Genomic DNA, 18,761 nt, shown 5'->3' with positions numbered 1-18,761 from the left:
TCAAACGAGGCAGGCCCGCTGAAAAATTGCACAAAAGCCGCTGTGAGGCGGCTGGAAAGCAAAAAGGAGCCGCCCTGAACAGGGCGGCTCCCGCCGGGAGCATGATCACAGAACGATGGTATTCACGGCTTCGATCAGGTCCACCACGGCGGAGCGGGGGACCAGCGCGAAGGGGGTGCCGTCCACCACGGCAAGGCAGTGCTCGCCGTCGTAACGGTAGAATTCGATCTGGACCTTTGGATGGGCCTCGCTGTCCAGCGTCACGGTCATGCCCAGCTCTTCTTTCTGGGAGGGGCTTTCGTCCGTGAACTCGTCCGCACTCACGGCGGTGAGGGCGGCCTCCAGGCCGCTGATGTCCAGTTCCTCATCACCGAAGAGGAAGGTCTTGCCCTCGCCCGAACCCCTGGAGGTGATGGTGTAGACCTGGCCTTCCAGCGAGATGTCAAAGCCGGTCACGTCGGCAAAGTCGGCGGTGAGCACCTCGGTGTGGCGCAGATCGTCGTAGGTGCAGGCCATCAGCGCCTCGTAGCTGCTTCCGGAGATCTTGTAAACGATTTTGGAATCGTTGATGCGCGCGTAAGCAGTGATGGTCTCCTCGGCGCTCTCAGCGGCGGAAGAGTCGTTGTTCAAAACTTCCTCAGCCGCCTGAGCAGCCAGTTCCACCGGGTCGCGGCTCACGCTGAGGGTGAAGGTGGAGGAAGCCTCCTCCTCGCCGTCCAGCTCGGTGTATTCCACCGTCACGGTCGCTTCCGGGTCATCCAGCCCGTAGGAGGCCAGTTCCTCGTCAGTGACGTTGTAGGTCACATAATCGGTGAAGTCGGTGTTGCTGATGGAGGACAGATAGCTTTCCACCGAAGAGGTGTCCAGCGGCAGCAGGCCGTCGCCGTCCTGCTTGTAGTAAACGTCGTCGCTGCACAGGGTGTAGGCGTTGTCCTCGGTGTACTCCTGCCAGACCACGTCGTAGGCTTCGGGCTTTTCAAAGTGGATGCTCGACACTTCGTCAAAGGAGGGCACTTCGTCGTGGGCGATCATGTCGCTGAGCTCAAGGTCAAAGGAGTCCAGCGGGTCGCTCACCGCGAGATACACATTCCCGTCGCCGATGGAGACATACCGCTGGGAGTCCATGGAGCTGTAATCGCCCAGCTGGATCTCATAGCTGGCGTCGCTGGTGGTGATGTCGATGGTGCAGACGGGTTCGTCCAGTCCGTACTGGGCGAAGTCGGTGACGTCTTCAATGACGAAGGCGGCCCGGAAGTCCTCAAACTCCGCCAAAAGGTCGCTTATCTTTTCCTCGCTCACCGGGAACGCCTCGTCCTCATCGTACAGCCAGCTGCCGTCCTTGTGAAAGGCAAGGGAGGCAGTCTCCGTCTCCCAGTCCAGCGCGGACACGGTGTCCGCGTCCACGGTGAGGATGGTCTCGCCGCTGGTCTGGATCTCTTCCTGCTTCTGGTCGTATTGCAAAACGCAGACGGTGGCAATGCACACGGCCACCAGCACGCCGAACAGGATATAAAGCCGTTTAGCCCGCTTCATTCTGCTTCTTCCTCCTCTTCAAGATGACATACACGCCAACGCACAGGTAGCCGATGGGGAACACGCCAATCATCAGCACTTTGAGCAGCGAGGCGGTGGAGCCGCTGATGGAAAGGTAGTTGTAGTTCAGCGACTTGCTGCGGATGGCCATGGCCTCGGTCTCGCCGATCAGCGAGGAAAGGGCGTTCATGGCAAGGTCGGAGTTGGAGCCGGAAGACAGGGCGTTGTACATGTCGTCCAGGAAGGCGGCGGAGGAGAACCAGACGATCTGGCCGTCGTTGTCGCAGGCGATGGAAACAGCCACCGCGAAGGGCCCGTCGATGTCGCCGTCCTCTTTCTCGTAGGTCTGCAGGTCGTAGCCGGCCACCTTGCTGAAGGCCTGGTCAGAGGTGGTGAGCAGCTCGGTAACGTTGTCGCCGGCGCTCTCGGAAACGATCAGGCCCTGGGAGATGGGCATGTTGGGGTAGTAGTGTTCTTCGATGAGCGGGTCGGTGATGTCGCTGCTGTTCATGTCGGGCAGCAGGATGTGGGGCTGCACGGTGTAGGATTCCCGGCTGCCTTCCACCACGATGCCTTCGCAGGTCTCCACGCCGTAGTCCGCCAGCAGGCTGTTCAGGTTGGTCAGTTCGCCATCCTGCACGGGCCCGGCGATGACCAGCAGCTTGCCGCCGTTCTTGGTGTAGTCGGCAAGCATCTCCTTCTCTTCTTCGGAGATGTCGGAGGAGGGCTCATAGATCATCACGCAGTCGGCGTCTTCGGGGATCTCGTCCACCGTCAGCAGCGACAGGGCGTTGGTCTCGATGTTCTCCTTTTCGACCTGCTCGCTGAAGCTGGCAGGCAGCTCCTGCTCGCCGTGGCCTTCCAGCAGATACAGCTGCGGCAGCTCGTCGGTGACCACGTAGTCGATGGCGGAGGTGATGGCGCCCTCGCCGTCGAAGGAAGTGCTGTAGGAGTAGGAATACATGTCCGCTTCCTGCACATAGATGTCATCGTAGGCGATGTAGCGGCTGCGGTCGCCGCATTCCACCACAAGGCTGTTGTTCTGCACCGTTTCGTCAGTGTACTGCTCGGCGAAGGTGGGGTAGACGTCCGGGTTCTTTTTCACTACGGTGATGTGGTCCGAAAGGCTCTCGTACTTGCTCAGCAGCGTTTCGATCACATCGTCCTCCGCGCCGGACTGGACGATCCAATAAATGGTCACGTCCTCCTCCAGGGCGTTCACCACCACCTTCGTGTTGCTGGTGATGGAATAGAGTTTGGTGGCGCTGATGTCGTAGCGGGTCATGGAGGCGGGAAGCGCGCTGACCAGGACGTTCACCGCGATCAGGATGGCCAGCAGAATGGCCGCCGCAGCCAGGGAATAAGCGCCGCCCTGAAAGGCGAGGCGGCTGCCGGCGTTCCTGGCGCCTTTTTTGTCAGAAGAAAATGGATCCCAGTGTTTCATCAGTTGTACCTCCGTTTTTCAAGGGACTGCACCGTCAGAAACAGGAAAAAAGCCGCAACGGACAGGTAATAAATGATGGCCGTCAGATCGAACACGCCGCTGACAAAGGTGCTGAAACGATCGAAGAGGGAAAGCTGTTTCATGATGTTGGGCAAAAGGCCCTCAAACTTTGTGTAGTCGGTGAAATAGACCAGCACGACCAGTGCGAACAGCACCACGCACACGCCCGAAGCGAGCAGCTCGCTCTTCGTCAGATGCCGCACGACGGCGCCCAGCGCAAGGATGATCGCCGCCAGCGCCAGCACCGAGCCGAAGGCGGTGCTGGAGACGTATTCCGAAAGGCTCACGCTGTAATAGTTGAACAGGATCACGGCAATGCAAACGCCCGCCGCCAGGCCCTGGTTCTCGGTGAGGGAGGAGATGAAGATGCCGATGGCGATGAGGGCCGCGCCCATGATGAAGATGGCCAGCAGGGAACCGTAGCTGGTGGGCAGGTACACGTCGCCGAACTGGGCGAAGATCAGCGGATACAGGCTGATGATGCCCAGAGGGATAAGATAGACCACCAGCAGGGCCAGGTATTTGCCCAGGACCACCTGGGTGGTGCTGATGGGCAGGGAGTAGAGCAGCTGGTCGGTCTTCTGGCGGCGCTCCTCGGCGATCACGCGCATGGTCAGGATGGGAACGATGACCACGAACACGATGCTGCCGAAGCTGAGCACATACTCAAAATTGCTCACGGCCGCCTGCAGGTTGTAGAGCATGGAGCCAAACCCCACGATGGCCAGCAGAAACGCGCCGAACACATAGGCGGTGAAGGAGTGGAAATAGTTTCTCAGTTCATGTTTCAAAACGGCTGTCATTGTTCGTTCGCCTCGCTTTCTGCTGCGGGCACAGTGGCCTCGGTCTGCACGGTGGATGCGCTGCCTTCGGTCAGCTCAATGAAAATGTCCTCCAGGCTGGCCTTCTTCAGGTTCAGTTCCAGCAGTGCGATGTCCCGCTTGGCAAAGGCAAAAAAGACCTCGCGGGAGGTGTCGTAAATGTCTTTGGCGTTGGTCTGCATCCGGGCATGCACCAGCCCCTTCTCCGGCTGGGATACCTTGACATCAAAGACATGGGGTACGCCGGACAGGATGCTGCGCACCCGCTCGGGCGGCGCGTCGGTGGTGAAGGAGATCTCGCTTGTGCCCAGCAGGCTGCGCTCCAGCTGGTCGGGCTCGTCGAAGGCCACCAGCCGCCCATGGGCAATGATGAGGATCTTTTCACAGATGGCCTGCACTTCCGAGAGGATGTGGGAGCTGAGGATGACCGTATGGTCCCGGCCTAGCTGGCGGATCAGGTCGCGGATCTCGATGATCTGCAACGGGTCAAGGCCCACGGTGGGTTCGTCCAGGATGATGACCTTGGGGCTGCCCAGCAGCGCCTGAGCGATGCCGACGCGCTGCCTGTAGCCTTTGGAAAGGGCCGAGATGCGCCGGCCTTTCACCTCTTCGATGCGCACCTGCCGGATGACGCCTTCGATCTGGCTGTTCAACTCCTCGCCGTGCAGCCCCTTCGCTTCACCCACGAACCGCAGGTATTCCACAGGGGTCTCGTTCATATAAAGAGGCGGCTGCTCCGGCAGGTAACCGATCAGCCGCTTGGCGTTGTCGGGGTCTTCGAAAATATCGAAGCCGCCGATGGATACTCGCCCGCTGGTGGCGGACAGGCAGCCGATCATGATGTTCATCGTGGTCGATTTGCCTGCGCCGTTGGGCCCGAGGAAACCATACACATGGCCCTCGTCGATCTCGAAGGAGAGATCGTCCACCGCCAGAAAGTCGCCATAGTATTTTGTGAGATGCTCAACTTTTATCATGGAGTGACCTCCTCGCCGTTGTATTTGACTCGTTTTTGCGGCCCATGCCGCTGTTTGCCGTGACAAGTATAGAGCGCGAACCTAAAGCGGCACTAAAGAAACCGGTGAGGAATTTCCGAAAAAACAAACGGGGAGGCCGCGAAAAGCGGCCTCCCCGGCGGATATGATGCAATTGACAGGAGAACGTGGTCAGCATTCTTTCAGCTCCGCCCGGAACCCGATGACGCCCTCTTTTTTGTATGCGGTGACACAACCCTTGTGCTTTTTGGCGATGGACTGGGCAATGGAAAGCCCAATGCCAAAGCTGCCTGTGAAGGTGCGCGCCTTGTCGGCGCGGTAGAAGCGGTCGAACAGCCGGTCCAGTTCCAGTTGATCCACCTCGGCATAGGTGTTCTCCACCGTGAGAACGGGGTGGTGGCGGCAGCGCAGGCGGACGCGTATCTCGCCGCCGGCGTCGCAGTATTTCACCGCGTTGTCCAGCAGGATGGCGGCCAGCCGACGCAGAAGCGCCTCATCGCCGCGGCAGCGCACGCCGGGCTCAACAAAAGCGGTGAGCTTTTTCTCCCGGTCAGCGGCAAGAGCTTCGAATTCCGAGACAGTATCGTCCACCACGCCGCTCAGGTCCACATCCGCCAGCGCCAGGGGGGTATCGCTCTCATCCATGCGGCACAAGGTCACCATCTGATTGATCAGCAGGCCCATGCGCTCGCTCTCGCTGCGGATGTCCTCCAGCCACTCGTTCCTGCCCACATCGGCCTCCACGATGTCCAGGTTGGAGAGGATGAGGGTCAGCGGGGTCTTCAATTCATGGTTTGCGTCGGTGATGAACTGCTTTTGCTTTTCATAGCTTTCCGCCACAGGGCGCACCACCCGTTTGGAGATGATCACGATGAGCGCCAGGATGAGGAAAGCGCTGCCCAGCAGCACCAGAAAGGCGGTTAGAAGCAGCCGGCCGGACATGCTGCGGTTCATGGTGCCGTTCACGAACACCAGCGTGGAGCCGCCGCCTGTTTCCACCACGCGATAGCGGTAGTCTGACACCCAGCCGCGCCGGGTCCCCTCGGACAGGGCGGTCCGGGCAAAGTCCTCCACCTGTTCTTCGCTGATGGAGGACACCGAGTCGATGTTGATGCGGGTGATGCGGCCGTCGCCGTCCACCCAAACGGTGAAGAAGCGGGTGCTGAACCGGGTCTCCTCGGTGATGATGTTGTCGTATGGGAACGGCTGGGACGGCTGGGCCGGGTCGAACTCCGGGAAGACGCCGTTGTTGAAGGAGATGGCGTCGGCCAGGGTGTCCATCGTGCGGTCCAGCTGACGGTTGCTGAAAAAGACAAGCACGAGGAAAATGCCCGAAAACACCACGAAGATGGAAATGGCGCTGATGAGGATAAACTTCCTCTGAAGGCTGACGATCATGCCCGCACCTCCAGCAGATAGCCCGCGCCCCGCACAAAGCGTATCTCCAGCGGCGCGCCCAGCGCGTTGATCTTTTTGCGCAGGTTTGAGATATGCACCCAGATGACGCTGGTGTCCACGTTGGTGTCCCAGCCCCACAGATGGGTGATGAAGCGCTCGGTGGAGATGATGGTGCCAGGCGTCTGCATCATCATCTCCATAAGCTGGAACTCCTTCCCGCTGAGGGTCTGTTCGCCGCCGCTGCAGGCCAGCTGATAGGTGGAGCGGTTCAGGGTCACCGGGCCCAGAGTCAGCAGGTCGGGCAGGTAGTTGTCCTTCCGGCGCAGCATGGCCCGCACCCTGGCCAGCAGTTCCGCGGTGGAAAAAGGCTTGGGCAGGTAGTCGTCCGCCCCGGCGTCCAGCCCTTCCACACGCTGGGAGACCTCCGAGCGGGCGGTGAGAAACAGCGCGGGCGTGGTCACGCCGGCCTCCCGCAGGGCCTTGAGCACACTGATGCCGTCCATGCCGGGCATCATGATGTCCAGCACCATCCCGTCGTATTCCACTGTCTGGCCGTGGGCCAGCGCGTCCTCTCCGTTGGATACGCCGTCCACACTGAATTTGTTGCTTTCAAAGATATGTGTCAGGGTCTTTAAAAGGCGGGGGTCGTCCTCCGCCACCAGCAGACGCATAAGCGCACCTCCCTGGAAATGATCGCAGAACAGCATAGCACACGCCGCTAAAGGCAGCCTAAAGCGGCCGGGCCGCACTTCCATTGTATCATCCTGCCCGCCCGCGTCAAGCACGGCGGGCGGCAGGCTTTCACAGGAACTTTACCGTCTTCTCACAAGCTGCTTTAGCTTTGCTTAAGGTCTGCCTGTTATTCTGGACTCACAGCATAAATCACTCCTCAGCACGGGGGACTTTTTTTATTTAAAGCTCCCCGCTGGCGCAGGCGAACGCTCTGCGGCTATGCAGCGGGCCGATGCCGGGGCAGACGTCCCGGATGAGCCGACGGCCCGCCGCTTTGGGAATAGCGGCACAGTGGTTTATATACGAACACTCAAGCGCAGTTCATCAGGCGAACTGCGCTTGAGACAAGTCCGGGGGGAATTTTGGGGCAAAACACTTTCCACAAAAACACCACCAATTGCTTTAGCGCCGCTTTAGCCCCGGGGATTAGGATAGGCGCATCGGAACCAGCTTCCGATGACAAACCAAAAACGAACGGAGGGAAAACCTTGAAACACACGAAGAAGTATATCGCATTATGCCTGGCGATGGCACTGGGGTGCCTCGCAGTTTTGACCGCCTGCTCCAGCGACAAAAGCACCTCGCAGACACAAAGCACCGGCACGCCTTCCTCTCAGGCTGCGTCTGGCAGTACGCAGAGCACAGAGGCGCAAAAGACCGTGATGGGCGAGGTGACCTACGTCGGCTCCAGCTACATCAGCGTCACGGCTTACACCGGCGGCGAAGACGTCACCGATTTCACCACGCTGGACATTTCCACACTGACAGCCACTGAAAACACCGAGAGCATCGACACCGCCGAGGACACCGAGTATCTGAAGGTGGAGACCGGCATGCTGAACGCGGCTGCCCGCGATGATGTGACCACCGGGGCCTTCATCGTCTCTACCCTCGACGAGGACGGCGCCCACCAGATCATCCTGATCGAGAGCGGCGACGCGGCCGGCGCCGCCTCTGCCAGCACCTCTGACGGCGAGACGGCGGACGGGGCAGACTCTGCTTCCGCTGACGATTCGACGGTGAGCGGCGAGAGCAGCACGACCGAAGCGTAAATCCTCGTTTTGAACATTGTCCTCTGAGCGAGGGCCCTGTTCTGTGCATCCTGCACAGGGCGGGGCCTTTTTTGTGCGCAGAAAAGCCAAAACAAGCGGAGAAAGCGCGACGGAAAACGACGGATTTTTCCCATTGCATTTCCCTGCCGGATTCGATACCATTATATTTGATAAAATTGAAGAAAGGACAGGGGACGCATTGAGGATCGGGGAGCGATACATAAGGTACAGGTCCTTCTCACAGCTGGGGCGTTTGCAAAGCGCCCACCGGGTCCGGTATTCCCTGGTGTTTTCGCCCGAATGCACGGCGACATATGAAGTCGCGGTGGTCTCGGCGCGGGAGATCACCCGGGAGAGCAGGACGGTAACGGGCTTGTGCAGGCAGAAGGCGCGCTGGATCCTGGAGTATCTCTATGAGAACGCGGTGCCGGCGGAACATTGGCGGGATGTTCTGGACGATCTGCTGGTTCAGATCTGAGGCAAAGAGGAAAGGTGTGACTTGCATTGGGCGGACCGATGCGCAAATGGGAGAGGATACTGATCCTGGAACCTTCACAGGTGCTGCAGCGGAGGCTTGCGGCCGGCCTGGAGCAGCTGGGGCAAACGCCTGTTTGTTTTCAGCGTGCGTCGGCGCTGCTGCGGTATCTTCAGCGGGAACCCGGCCCGGCGGTGGTCGTTGCGGACTGCTTTGTGCCGGATACGGACCTGTTTTCATTTCTGAAGCAGTATACAGAACTGGAGGGGCCGCACCCTGAGACGCGGCTCATCCTGACCTGCACCGAGACCTATCCGCCACCGGAGCTTCGGCCGCAGATATTGTCAAACGGCGCGGATTATTATATGATAAAGCCATATACCGCGCAAATGCTGCTGGAGAGCATCCGGCACCTGTATTCATCGCCGGTGCCCGCGCATATACCGGGGGTGCACCCCGCCATCGTGGATTTCCTCCGCGGGCTGGGTCTGCCGATGGAGCACGTCAGCTTCTGGTACATCGCCAGCGCCATGCAGCTGGAGATGAACGCGGGCGTGTTTGTGCCGCTGAAATCCCTTTACATCGAGCTTGGGCAGATGTATGGGGTGAGCCCGCAGGGCGTGGAGAGCGGCCTGCGCAGGATGGGCAAGGTGCTGACCCGAAGGGGCGTGTTCGAAAAAACGCCCAGTCCCAAGCAGATGGTCGCCGCCCTGGTGAGCGCGTTCGTGCGGGAAAGATCGGAAAGCCGGGATGATGCGTATGCCCTCGAAACTTGAATCAGAACGCCTTTTGCAGGAAGAAAAGCGAAAGAACCTTCTCTGCGGCGGCCTTGCCGGAGAGATCCAGCAGGTGACCCAGGGGCTCATGCTGGCCCGCGAGACGGTGGAACTGCAGACCCGCGGGACCCTGCCGGAAAGCTGTGCCCGCTTTATCGAGCCCGCCCTTGCGGATATGGACGTCTGCGTGCGTTATCTCAACTACATTGCCGAAAACCTGGCCGATCTGACCAGCCAGGTCCAGGGCCGGCTCACGCCCCGGCTCCAGCCGGTGGAACCGGCCTGGCAATGGGGGCAGATGGTCAGCCTGGTCAATGAATCCTGCCCGGGAGGCGACCGGGTACGCTGGGAATGCGGCTGCGCCGAAGGGCAGTTTGTGCTGGCGGACCAGGCTTGGGCGGACAAGGTGCTGCTGAATCTTTTGATGAACGCCCTGCGCTATACGCAGGAGCCGGTGCGGGTCAGCCTGCAGCCGGAAGGGGAGGGCATGCGCCTTTTGGTGGAGGACTCCGGCCCGGGCCTGCCCCCGGAACTGATGAAGCACCTTTTCGAGCCGTTTCTTGCCGATGCGGCGCAGGACGGCGCGCGCCACGGTGCGGGGCTGGGGCTCTATCTGGCGCGGGAGTATTCGCTGGCCATGGGCTGGGGCTTTTCGCTGGAAAGCGGCCCCGCCGGCACCAGCGTGCGTCTGGACATTCCTGCCGCCCCCCTCCATTCCACAGGGCTTGCGGCCCTGCGCAGCGCCTCCCGCAGCCTTGCGGTGCGCGCGCGCCAGGCGGACCGTCTGCGCACGGCCCAAAGCTGCCTTTCCCTTTGAAACGGACGGAGCTTTTCAAAAATACTCTTTGCTTTCACGCCCCACTGTGTTTTCAATAAGGCGGAAATTACGCAAAACGAAGCGTTGCAGGTTTTTCGACTTGCAACGCTTCGCTTTTTATTCCATGCGTCCGCTATATTCGCTTTTAATGATTTCAAACATATCTTCGGGGCTTTCCTCGCAGCCGCCTTTTACCCAGATCTTTATGATCTGGGTAATGCCCGCTTTGAAAAATTCCATGTGATACTCAATAAATCTGTTCTGAAAATGCCTGCGGGCAAGAGTAGTGTCATAATGGAAGATCTTGTAGTTGTTATCATATCCCAGCTTGAAATAGGTTTTATAGAAGATCTGGTTGTCTTTGATATGCCGAAACAGCCTCAAATAGTCGTTGCTGTTAAAACCCTGCGCGACTTCCTCTTTATATAGATCGGATACTTCGTTTTCCAGCTTATCCCGTATCGCGTCGGCCAACCCATGAATATCCGTATAGTTTGCGTAGAACGTGGTTCTGTTCAGCCCGGCGCGTTTGCAAATGTCCGACACGCTGATCTCATTCAATTCCTTTGTTTGAAGCAGCTCGATAAAAACTTTCTCGATGCGATCCATAGACTCTTTTTTTCGCTTGTTATTTGGCGTGTTCATAAAATCTCCTTTATCTCAACAGTTGTTGGAAAGTTGATGATTGTTTTTTGCATGCAAGTCCATTATACTTGATTTGCAAGAAAACAACAACTGTTGTTTTAATACTTTGGAGGTGTGTATCAATGAAAAAAAGCAGTTTTTTTGCCATGGTATTGGGAACGGTCAGCGTTGTCTTATTCGCGCTTGGCATGTGCATGGCGACCATCCCGGAGTGGAACACATTCAAGCCGGGCATTATTTTCGGTTGCGCTGGCTTGTTTCTTGGGCTTGTTACGCTGATTGCATGGAGAAAATGGAACACAAGCAGCCGCTCCACATAAATGGGAAAACTGTCCTGACTGTCATTGTCGGTGTGGTTAGCGCTTTGGCGCTGGGCGTAGGCATGTGCTTCAGCATGGTCTGGGGCAAATTGGCCGCGGGCGTTGTGATCGGCCTTGTGGGAATTGTCGTTTTACTCTGCCTTATCCCTCTCACAAAAGGTATTAAGGATTGAAACCGAAACAGAAAGCCGCATCATGGACCGCCAAAACAAAAATGGGAAAAAAGATCGCTTCAAGCCAGCGTTACCGTGTCATTCTGTCTGCTGCGGCTGCCTTTGCGCTCAATTTGCTCTATGCAATATACCATTGCGTACTTGGCGTTCTGAACGTTTCATTTTGGTTTATCGCCATGTGTGCCTTCTATGGGATTTTGGCCGCAATGCGGTTTTCTGCGGTGCTGTGCGGGCGTGACCATCACAAATCGCCCTCTGATGATACGGAACTGTTTGTGGTGAAATTTACCGGCATGATGTTAGTTTTGTTGGGCGCTGTGCTTGCAGCGGTCAATTATATCAGCCTGTCGCAGAACATCGCCGCAAAACATGGCGAGATCATCATGATAACGATCGCGACCTACACTTTTTATAAAATCACAATGGCGATCGTGAAAGCCGTGAAGCAGCGCAAAAACCCCTCGCCGCTGTTAAGAGCGATCCGAAGCATCGGTTATGCGGAAGCAGCCGCTTCCATATTGAACTTGCAGCGCTCCATGCTTGTTTCCTTTGGCTCAATGGATAGCGGGCGGGTCCGTTTGATGAACGCGATGACAGGAGCCGCTGTGTGCGTGTTTGTGCTGGTGCTCGGCTTGTCCATGATGGCAAAACCACGAAAAAAGGAACAGGAAATATGGCAAAATCAAAACTTATAGAAGCAAATGAGAAAATAGCAGGAAAGGTGGTTGGCATCTACAAAAAAATTGAAGATACGCTCGTCGGCGGTTACACTAAAATCGAAGACGCATTTGTTGACCGCTATCTAACGGAAGAAGGAGAAAGCGTTGAAGAAGCAAAAGCGAGATTGAAACGCGAAAATAATACATCAGGGTAATTTCATATTGTCAATGACCACCGCAAGGACAAAATGCGTTTTAAAGCTTTCGCGGTGCAGAAAAGCGGGCAAGAGGCCAAAGGCTTCTTGCCCGCTTTTCTGCCGCGGCACGCCGTTCAGCCGCTTCGCTTTCAATGCGTTCGAAGCAGCGGCCGACCTTCAAAAGGCGGCCTTCTTTTTTAATTGTTTACAAGAAAAGGGTTTTATTGTAAAATATAAGCAATATAATAAATACAGTTCCGGCCTTCGGGCTGTAGGGATACAGGCGGTGTTTGAACGTGGAAACCAAATACAAACGCATCCTGCTGAAGGTGAGCGGCGAGGCTCTCGCCGGCGCCAGAGGCACGGGGTTCGACGATGAGACCATGCGCTCTATCTGCAGCGGCATCAAGCAGGCCTACGAGCTGGGCGTGCAGATCGGCGTCGTTGTGGGCGGCGGCAACTTCTGGCGCGGCCGCTCCAGCGGCAGGATGGAGCGCACCTGCGCCGACAAGATCGGCATGCTGGCCACGGTGATGAACTGCCTGGCTGTGGCGGATATGCTGCGGCAGATGGGTGTTCCCGCGGTGGTCCAGACCTCCTTCGTGATGCCCCAGGTCGCGCAGGTGTTCACCCGCGATGCCGCCGTGCAGGCCCTGGAAGAGGGGAAAGTGGTCCTCTTCGGCGGCGGCACCGGCTGTCCCTTCTTCTCCACCGACACTTCCAGCGCCCTGCGCGCCATCGAGACCGGTTGCGACGTGATGTTCAAGGCCACCATGGTGGACGGCGTGTATGACAAGGACCCCAAGAAGCACCCTGATGCTGTAAAGTATTCCACCCTCACATTCAGCGAGGTGCTGGAAAAGCAGCTGGGCGTGATGGACGGCACCGCCGCCACCCTTTGCCGGGAGAACGGCCTGCCCATCCTGGTGTTCGACCTGGCGCACCCTGCCAACATCGCCCGCGCGGCGAAAGGGGAAGACATCGGCACCCTGGTGCAGGGAGCTTGATCTTTCAGATACTGCCCCGCAAAACGAACTTTGAGCCTGACGGCTGGAAAACAGAAAAGGAGCTTTGGATATGAGCGAATTTACAAAACCCTACGAGGACAAAATGGACGGCGCCCTGCGCCATCTGGACAAGGAACTGGTGGCCATCCGCGCCGGCCGCGCCAACCCTGCCATCCTGGACCGGGTCACTGTGGACTATTACGGCAGCCCCACGCCCATCAATCAGATGGCGGCTGTGGCGGTGGCCGAAGCCCGCATCCTCACCATCACTCCCTGGGATTCCTCGCTGATCCACGCCATCGAGCATGCGCTGCTGGTGAGCGACATCGGCATCAACCCCACCGATGACGGCCGCGTCATCCGGCTTGTGTTCCCGGCGCCCACCGAGGAGCGCCGCCGCCAGCTGACCAAGGACGTGCAGAAGCTGGGCGAGGAGACCAAGGTCGCTGTGCGCAACGTCCGCCGTGACGCGATGGACAAACTCAAGGCGCAGAAAAAGAACAGTGAGATCACCGAGGACGATCAGAAGAATCTCGAGGAGGAGATGCAGAAGATCACCGACAAGTATGTTAAACTGGTCGACAAAGCCTGCGAAGAGAAAAACAAGGAGATCATGGAGATTTGATCTCGGCGTGACCAAAAGGGCCGAGCCGCGCAGCGCCAGGTTGCGAAGCGCGGCCCTTTATTTATGAAAGGAACAATTTGTATGGAGCAGCCCATTCAGGAACTGGCCAAGGGCCTCAGCATCGGCATCATCATGGACGGCAACGGCCGCTGGGCCAAGCGGCAGGGCCTGCCCCGCACCGCGGGCCACAAAAAGGGCGCCGAAGTCTTCCAGGACATCACCCGCTACTGCAACCAGCTGGGGGTGGAGTCGGTGACTTTTTACGCCTTTTCCACCGAGAACTGGCGCCGCCCCCAGGACGAGGTGGGCGCCATCATGAAGCTGTTCGGCGAGTACCTTGTCAAAGCCTTCGATTACCAGAAAGAGAACAACCGTGTGGTGTTTCTGGGCGACCGCTCGGTGCTGGAGCCCCGGCATCAGCAGCTGATGGACGAGATCGAGACCAAGACCGCCGGCAACACCGGCATGACGCTGAACATTGCCGTGAACTACGGCGGGCGGCCCGAGATCGTGCGGGCGGCCCGGCAGCTGGCCGAACTGGTGAAGGAGGGCAAGCTGCAGCCGCAGGACATCACCGAAGAGATGATGAGCGGCCATATGTACACCCGCGGCCAGAAAGACCCGGACTTCATCCTGCGCCCCAGTGGGGAAAAGCGGCTGTCCAACTTTATGCTCTGGCAGGCGGCCTATTCGGAACTGGTGGAGATGGACGTCCTCTGGCCCGACTTTACCCGGGCGGACCTGGACGCTGCCATTCTGGAATTCTGTCACCGCAGCCGCCGTTTCGGCGGCATCTGACTGCGGAAAAAGGGGGAGAATTTCGATGAAAACGCGGATCATCACCTCTATCTTCGGGCTTGCCCTGCTGGCGGTGGTGCTGTGTCTGTTCAACACACCGGTCTTCGAGATCGTGGTGGCCCTGATCTGCCTGATCGCCGTGCACGAGATCTATGAGGCGTTCGATCTGGGCAAGCGCGGCCCATGGGTCTTCGGGGGCTTTTCGGTGTACACGGTGCTGCTGATCCTGTCTGCGGCGGCGCCGGATAAACTGCTGATCGCGCCCGTCAGCTTTCTTTTTGTACTGTATCTGGCCGTCTGCCTCATATGGTGTAACCAGAGCCTGAATGTCACCCGCCTCAGCGGCGTGTGCGCCGTGGGCGCGGTCATCTGGACCGCCTTCTATTCGCTGGTTTACATCAAGGCCCGGCTGCCGGTGGAGGAATACGGCTACGAAGCGGTGTACCTCATCCTTATGGCGCTGGCTTTTGCCTGGGGCGGCGATACCTTTGCCTATTTCACCGGGCGGCTGCTCGGCAAGCACAAGCTGGCCCCGCTGGTGAGCCCCCACAAGACGGTGGAGGGCGCCATCGGCGGCATTTTGGGCTCCGGCGTGGTGGGCGTGCTGTGCACCTTTGCCGCCAGGGCCATCACAGGCCATCTGGCAGGCGGCATGTTCGGCTATGTCGCCGTGTTCCTGCTGGGCATGGGTTGTTCGGTGCTGGGCATTTTGGGCGACCTGTTTGCCTCGGCCATCAAGCGCCAGCTTGGCATCAAGGACTACGGCACCATCTTCCCGGGCCATGGCGGCATCATGGACCGGTTCGACAGCGTGCTGTTCATCACCCCGCTGGTGGCCCTGGCCGTCTGGTTCAGGACCATGATGTAAAATTTGACGGAGGAACGAGCTATGGCAAAAAGCATCACGCTGCTGGGCTCCACCGGTTCCATCGGCGTCCAGAGCCTGGACGTGGCCCGCAGCCAGGGGTATGAGATCCGGGCCCTGGCCGCCAATTCCAGCGTGGAAAAACTGCTGGAGCAGATCGAAGAATTTCATCCCCGCTATGTGGCGGTGGCGGACCCCGCGGCCTGCCGCCGGCTGGAAAGCGCGCTGGCGGGCCGTGCAAACGCGCCCAGGGTGCTAAAAGGCGCCGAGGGCATCGTGGCCCTGGCCGGCATGGGCGAGGCGGATGTGGTGCTCAACGCGGTGGTGGGCATCGCCGGCCTTGGGGCCACCCTCGCGGCGCTGGAAAGCGGCTGCGACGTGGCGCTGGCCAACAAGGAAAGCCTTGTCACCGGCGGGTATCTTGTGACAAAGGCGGCGGAAAGCCACAATGCGAAACTGCTGCCGGTGGACAGCGAGCATTCCGCCATTTTCCAGTGTCTGCAGGACGCCCATTCCGCCAAAGCGCTCACAAAAATACTGCTCACGGCCTCCGGCGGCCCCTTCTTCGGCATGAAAAAAGAGGAGCTGGCGGGCAAGACCAAGGCGGACGCCCTCAAGCATCCCAACTGGAACATGGGCGCAAAGATCACCATCGACTCCGCCACCCTGATGAACAAGGGCCTTGAGCTGATCGAGGCGGTGTGGCTGTTCGGCCTGCCGCCGGAGAAGGTGCAGGTGGTGGTGCAGCGCCAGAGCATCATCCACTCCATGGTGCAGTTCAGTGACAATTCCATCCTGGCGCAGTTGGGTGTGCCGGATATGCGCATCCCCATCCAGTACGCCCTCACCTGGCCCGAGCGGGCCCCCGGCTGCGCCCCGGAGCTGGATTTCACCACCCTCAAGTCCGTCACCTTCGATGTGGCGGATGAGGAAACATTCCGCTGCCTCGCCGCCTGCAAAAAAGCCATCGCCAAGGGCGGCCTCGGCCCCTGCGCCGCCAACGGCGCCAACGAGGAGGCGGTGCGCCTGTTTCTGGAAGACAAGATCGGCTTTCTGGACATCGGCCGCCTGGTGGAGGCAGTGGTGGACAGCGACTCCTTCGGCGGCGGCTACACCCTCGCCGATGTGTACGAGTGCGACCGCATGGCCCGCTCTTTTGTGCAAAGCCATTTGACTTAACAGGAAAGAGCGCCTGTAAGTAAATTAAAGAAAGCGAGCAAACAAGGGCATATGTCAATTCTGATCACGACCGTCGTCTCGGTGCTCATCTTCGGCCTGGTGGTGATGATCCACGAGCTGGGCCACTTCGTCTGCGCGAAAAAGGCGGGCATCCAGGTCAACGAGTTTTCCATCGGCATGGGGCCTGCGCTGTTCAGCCGGGTGAAAAACGGCACGCGATACAGCATCCGCGCGCTGCCGGTGGGCGGCTATGTGAGCATGGAAGGGGAGGATGAGGAACTCTCGGAGGAGGAACAGTTCATCGACCCGGACCTGCCGCCGGAGGCAAAGACCGGCCTGCCTTTTCCCAAGGTCAAGGTCTGGAAACGCATCATCGTGGTGGCTGCCGGCGCGGTGATGAACCTGGTGCTGGGCTTCGTGGTGCTGCTGCTCCTGTTCTCCGGCAGCGACACGCTTGCAAGCCGCACGGTGGCCTTGGTGGAGGAAGGTTCCGCCGTGGAGGCCTCCGGCCTGCAGGTGGGCGACGAGATCCTGGCCATCAACGGCCGCCGCTGCTTTGTGGCCAACGATATCATATACGAGTTACAGCGCAGCGAAGAATTCACCGCCGACTTCACAGTGAAGCGAAACGGCGAAACAGTGCAGATCGACGACGTCCATTTCGACCAGGTGCAAACTGGCGGCACCGTCACCATGAACATGGGCTTCAAGGTCTATGCGCTGGAAAAAACGCCGCTGAACGTCATCGGGCAGGCCTTTGACTACACCCTGTTCTACGCCCGGCTGGTGTTCCGCTCTCTGGTGGATCTGGTGACCCAGCGGGTCAGCGTGACCGAACTCTCCGGCCCGGTGGGCATCGTCAGCGCCATCAATCAGGCGGCAGGCATGGGCCTTCCCGAGGTGCTCAGCCTGCTGGCGCTGCTTACGGTGAACCTGGGCATCTTCAACCTGCTGCCTTTCCCTGCGCTGGACGGCGGCAAGCTGGTGTTCCTTGTCATCGAGGGCATCTTCCGCCGCCCGCTGCCCAAACGGTTCGAGATCTGGGTGAACATGGCGGGGCTCTTCTTCCTGTTTGCCGTGATGATCTTTGCCACCTTCAACGACATCACCCGGCTGTTTTAAATTTAAGAAAAGAGGGAAAAAGCATGCGCAAGGTCAAGCGTGAAGTGACCATCGGCAACCTCACCATCGGCGGCCATAACCCTGTGGCGGTGCAGACCATGCTCAACGTGCCCGCCGCCGACGTGGCGGGCAACGTGGCCCAGGCGGTGCGGGTGGCCGAGGCGGGCTGCCAGATCGTGCGGGTGAGCGTGCCCACCCTGGAGGATGTGCGCCTCATCGAAGCCATCAAAAATGCCGTGGACATCCCCCTCGTGGCGGACATCCACTTCAACCACCGCATCGCTCTGGCCTGCGTGGACGCGGGGGTGGACAAAATTCGCCTGAACCCCGGCAACATCGGCGGCGACGACCATGTGAAAGAGGTGGCCGCCGCCTGCAAGGCAAAGAACATCCCCATCCGCATCGGTGTGAACGCCGGCAGCCTGGAAAAAGAGGTGCTGGCCAAATACGGCGCGCCGGTGCCCGAGGCGCTGGTGGAAAGCGCCATGTACCACGTCTCTCTGCTGGAAAAATACGATTTTGACAACATCGTCATCTCCATCAAATCCAGCAACGTGCCCCGGATGATGGAGGCCTACCGCCTTTTGAGCGGGCGGTGCGGCTACCCGCTGCATGTGGGTGTCACCGAGGCGGGCACCTACCGCATGGGCCTCATTAAGTCCGGCATGGGCATCGGCGGCCTTCTGATGGAGGGCATCGGCGACACCCTGCGAGTCTCTTTGACCGACGAGCCGGAGAAAGAGGTGCAGGCGGGGTTTGACATCCTTCGGGCCGCCGGCCACGCCGTGGGTGGGCCGGAGATCATCAGCTGCCCCACCTGCGGGCGCACCAACATCCCGGTGGCCAAGATCGCCGACGAGGTGGAGCAGCGCCTCAAAGGCTACAAAAAGCCCGTCAAGGTGGCGGTGATGGGCTGCGTGGTCAACGGCCCCGGCGAGGCCCGGGAGGCCGACATCGGCATCGCCGGCGGCAAAGACGAGGCCCTGCTGTTCATCCGCGGGGAGAAGATACGGATGCTGCGGGGCGACATCGTTGGCCAGCTGGTGGACGAAATTTACAAGCTGTAAG

The 18,761-nt window shown here is 59.2% G+C and carries 19 protein-coding genes and 1 pseudogene; 13 read left to right on the top strand and 7 right to left on the bottom strand.

The features are described 5' to 3' along the window. Window positions 1–105: 105 nt before the first annotated feature. The 6 genes from ACH2AT_RS02080 to ACH2AT_RS02055 form a co-directional block, all read right to left on the bottom strand. Window positions 106–1,533 (bottom strand): DUF4340 domain-containing protein, encoded by a 1,428-nt coding sequence (locus tag ACH2AT_RS02080; RefSeq protein ID WP_394963161.1) that lies wholly within the window; start codon window positions 1,531–1,533, stop codon window positions 106–108. Then, complete coding sequence (locus ACH2AT_RS02075) at window positions 1,520–2,977, bottom strand: Gldg family protein (protein ID WP_394963159.1); 1,458 nt, start codon at window positions 2,975–2,977, stop codon at window positions 1,520–1,522. The genes ACH2AT_RS02080 and ACH2AT_RS02075 overlap by 14 nt, the downstream gene beginning before the upstream one ends. Next, complete coding sequence (locus tag ACH2AT_RS02070; protein ID WP_394963157.1) at window positions 2,977–3,840, bottom strand: ABC transporter permease; 864 nt, start codon at window positions 3,838–3,840, stop codon at window positions 2,977–2,979. Before ACH2AT_RS02070 ends, ACH2AT_RS02075 begins: the two co-directional genes overlap by 1 nt. After that, window positions 3,837–4,835 carry an ABC transporter ATP-binding protein gene (locus tag ACH2AT_RS02065; protein WP_394963155.1) on the bottom strand — a complete coding sequence of 333 codons (999 nt, stop codon included), beginning with the start codon at window positions 4,833–4,835 and terminating at the stop codon, window positions 3,837–3,839. Before ACH2AT_RS02065 ends, ACH2AT_RS02070 begins: the two co-directional genes overlap by 4 nt. A 189-nt stretch (window positions 4,836–5,024) precedes the next feature. Then, complete coding sequence (locus tag ACH2AT_RS02060) at window positions 5,025–6,251, bottom strand: sensor histidine kinase (protein WP_394963153.1); 1,227 nt, start codon at window positions 6,249–6,251, stop codon at window positions 5,025–5,027. Then, window positions 6,248–6,922, bottom strand: a complete 675-nt coding sequence (locus ACH2AT_RS02055; RefSeq protein WP_394963151.1) for a response regulator transcription factor — start codon at window positions 6,920–6,922, stop codon at window positions 6,248–6,250. Before ACH2AT_RS02055 ends, ACH2AT_RS02060 begins: the two co-directional genes overlap by 4 nt. A 720-nt stretch (window positions 6,923–7,642) precedes the next feature. On the opposite strand from ACH2AT_RS02055, the gene ACH2AT_RS02050 reads away from it, so the two are divergent. From ACH2AT_RS02050 to ACH2AT_RS02040, 3 genes are all read left to right on the top strand, one after another. After that, window positions 7,643–8,035 carry a hypothetical protein gene (locus ACH2AT_RS02050; protein WP_394963149.1) on the top strand — a complete coding sequence of 131 codons (393 nt, stop codon included), beginning with the start codon at window positions 7,643–7,645 and terminating at the stop codon, window positions 8,033–8,035. 516 nt (window positions 8,036–8,551) lie between these two features. Beyond that, window positions 8,552–9,286 (top strand): hypothetical protein, encoded by a 735-nt coding sequence (locus ACH2AT_RS02045; RefSeq protein ID WP_394963147.1) that lies wholly within the window; start codon window positions 8,552–8,554, stop codon window positions 9,284–9,286. Further along, window positions 9,270–10,103, top strand: coding sequence for a sensor histidine kinase (locus tag ACH2AT_RS02040; protein WP_394963145.1), 834 nt, complete (start codon window positions 9,270–9,272; stop codon window positions 10,101–10,103). The genes ACH2AT_RS02045 and ACH2AT_RS02040 overlap by 17 nt, the downstream gene beginning before the upstream one ends. Before the next feature lie 117 nt (window positions 10,104–10,220). Here ACH2AT_RS02040 and ACH2AT_RS02035 read toward each other — a convergent pair whose 3' ends face one another. Then, entirely contained in the window at window positions 10,221–10,748 is a 528-nt protein-coding gene (locus ACH2AT_RS02035; protein ID WP_394963143.1) for a TetR/AcrR family transcriptional regulator, read from the bottom strand. Between the two features lie 40 nt (window positions 10,749–10,788). On the opposite strand from ACH2AT_RS02035, the gene ACH2AT_RS02030 reads away from it, so the two are divergent. The 10 genes and pseudogenes from ACH2AT_RS02030 to ispG form a co-directional block, all read left to right on the top strand. Further along, window positions 10,789–11,241 carry a hypothetical protein gene (locus tag ACH2AT_RS02030; protein ID WP_394963141.1) on the top strand — a complete coding sequence of 151 codons (453 nt, stop codon included), beginning with the start codon at window positions 10,789–10,791 and terminating at the stop codon, window positions 11,239–11,241. Next, window positions 11,238–11,936: a hypothetical protein gene (locus ACH2AT_RS02025; protein ID WP_394963139.1), complete on the top strand. Its 699-nt coding sequence runs from the start codon at window positions 11,238–11,240 to the stop codon at window positions 11,934–11,936. Before ACH2AT_RS02030 ends, ACH2AT_RS02025 begins: the two co-directional genes overlap by 4 nt. Then, on the top strand, window positions 11,915–12,115 hold the full coding sequence (locus ACH2AT_RS02020; protein ID WP_394963137.1) for a hypothetical protein: 201 nt from the start codon (window positions 11,915–11,917) through the stop codon (window positions 12,113–12,115). Before ACH2AT_RS02025 ends, ACH2AT_RS02020 begins: the two co-directional genes overlap by 22 nt. A gap of 278 nt (window positions 12,116–12,393) precedes the next feature. Continuing rightward, the gene (gene pyrH / locus ACH2AT_RS02015; RefSeq protein WP_394963135.1) at window positions 12,394–13,104 is read left to right on the top strand and encodes a UMP kinase; all 711 of its coding nucleotides are present in this window, start codon (window positions 12,394–12,396) and stop codon (window positions 13,102–13,104) included. 70 nt (window positions 13,105–13,174) lie between these two features. Then, on the top strand, window positions 13,175–13,729 hold the full coding sequence (frr, locus tag ACH2AT_RS02010) for a ribosome recycling factor (protein ID WP_394963133.1): 555 nt from the start codon (window positions 13,175–13,177) through the stop codon (window positions 13,727–13,729). An 81-nt stretch (window positions 13,730–13,810) separates the two neighbouring features. Further along, window positions 13,811–14,527, top strand: a complete 717-nt coding sequence (gene uppS, locus ACH2AT_RS02005; protein ID WP_394963131.1) for a polyprenyl diphosphate synthase — start codon at window positions 13,811–13,813, stop codon at window positions 14,525–14,527. 25 nt (window positions 14,528–14,552) lie between these two features. Next, window positions 14,553–15,395 carry a phosphatidate cytidylyltransferase gene (locus tag ACH2AT_RS02000; RefSeq protein ID WP_394963129.1) on the top strand — a complete coding sequence of 281 codons (843 nt, stop codon included), beginning with the start codon at window positions 14,553–14,555 and terminating at the stop codon, window positions 15,393–15,395. A gap of 21 nt (window positions 15,396–15,416) precedes the next feature. Beyond that, entirely contained in the window at window positions 15,417–16,571 is a 1,155-nt protein-coding gene (gene dxr, locus ACH2AT_RS01995) for a 1-deoxy-D-xylulose-5-phosphate reductoisomerase (RefSeq protein WP_394963127.1), read from the top strand. A 51-nt stretch (window positions 16,572–16,622) separates the two neighbouring features. Continuing rightward, window positions 16,623–17,693: an RIP metalloprotease RseP gene (gene rseP / locus ACH2AT_RS01990; protein ID WP_394963125.1), complete on the top strand. Its 1,071-nt coding sequence runs from the start codon at window positions 16,623–16,625 to the stop codon at window positions 17,691–17,693. Between the two features lie 14 nt (window positions 17,694–17,707). After that, window positions 17,708–18,760, top strand: a pseudogene (gene ispG, locus ACH2AT_RS01985) (flavodoxin-dependent (E)-4-hydroxy-3-methylbut-2-enyl-diphosphate synthase); the annotation flags it as partial. Between the last annotated feature and the right edge of the window lies 1 nt (window position 18,761).

The sequence above is a fragment of the Candidatus Allofournierella excrementigallinarum genome (assembly GCF_944388085.1).
GTDB lineage: Bacteria > Bacillota > Clostridia > Oscillospirales > Ruminococcaceae > Allofournierella_A > Allofournierella_A excrementigallinarum.
The sequence above is the reverse complement of the archived record's forward strand: the minus strand, read 5'-3'. Positions and strand labels throughout refer to the sequence as shown.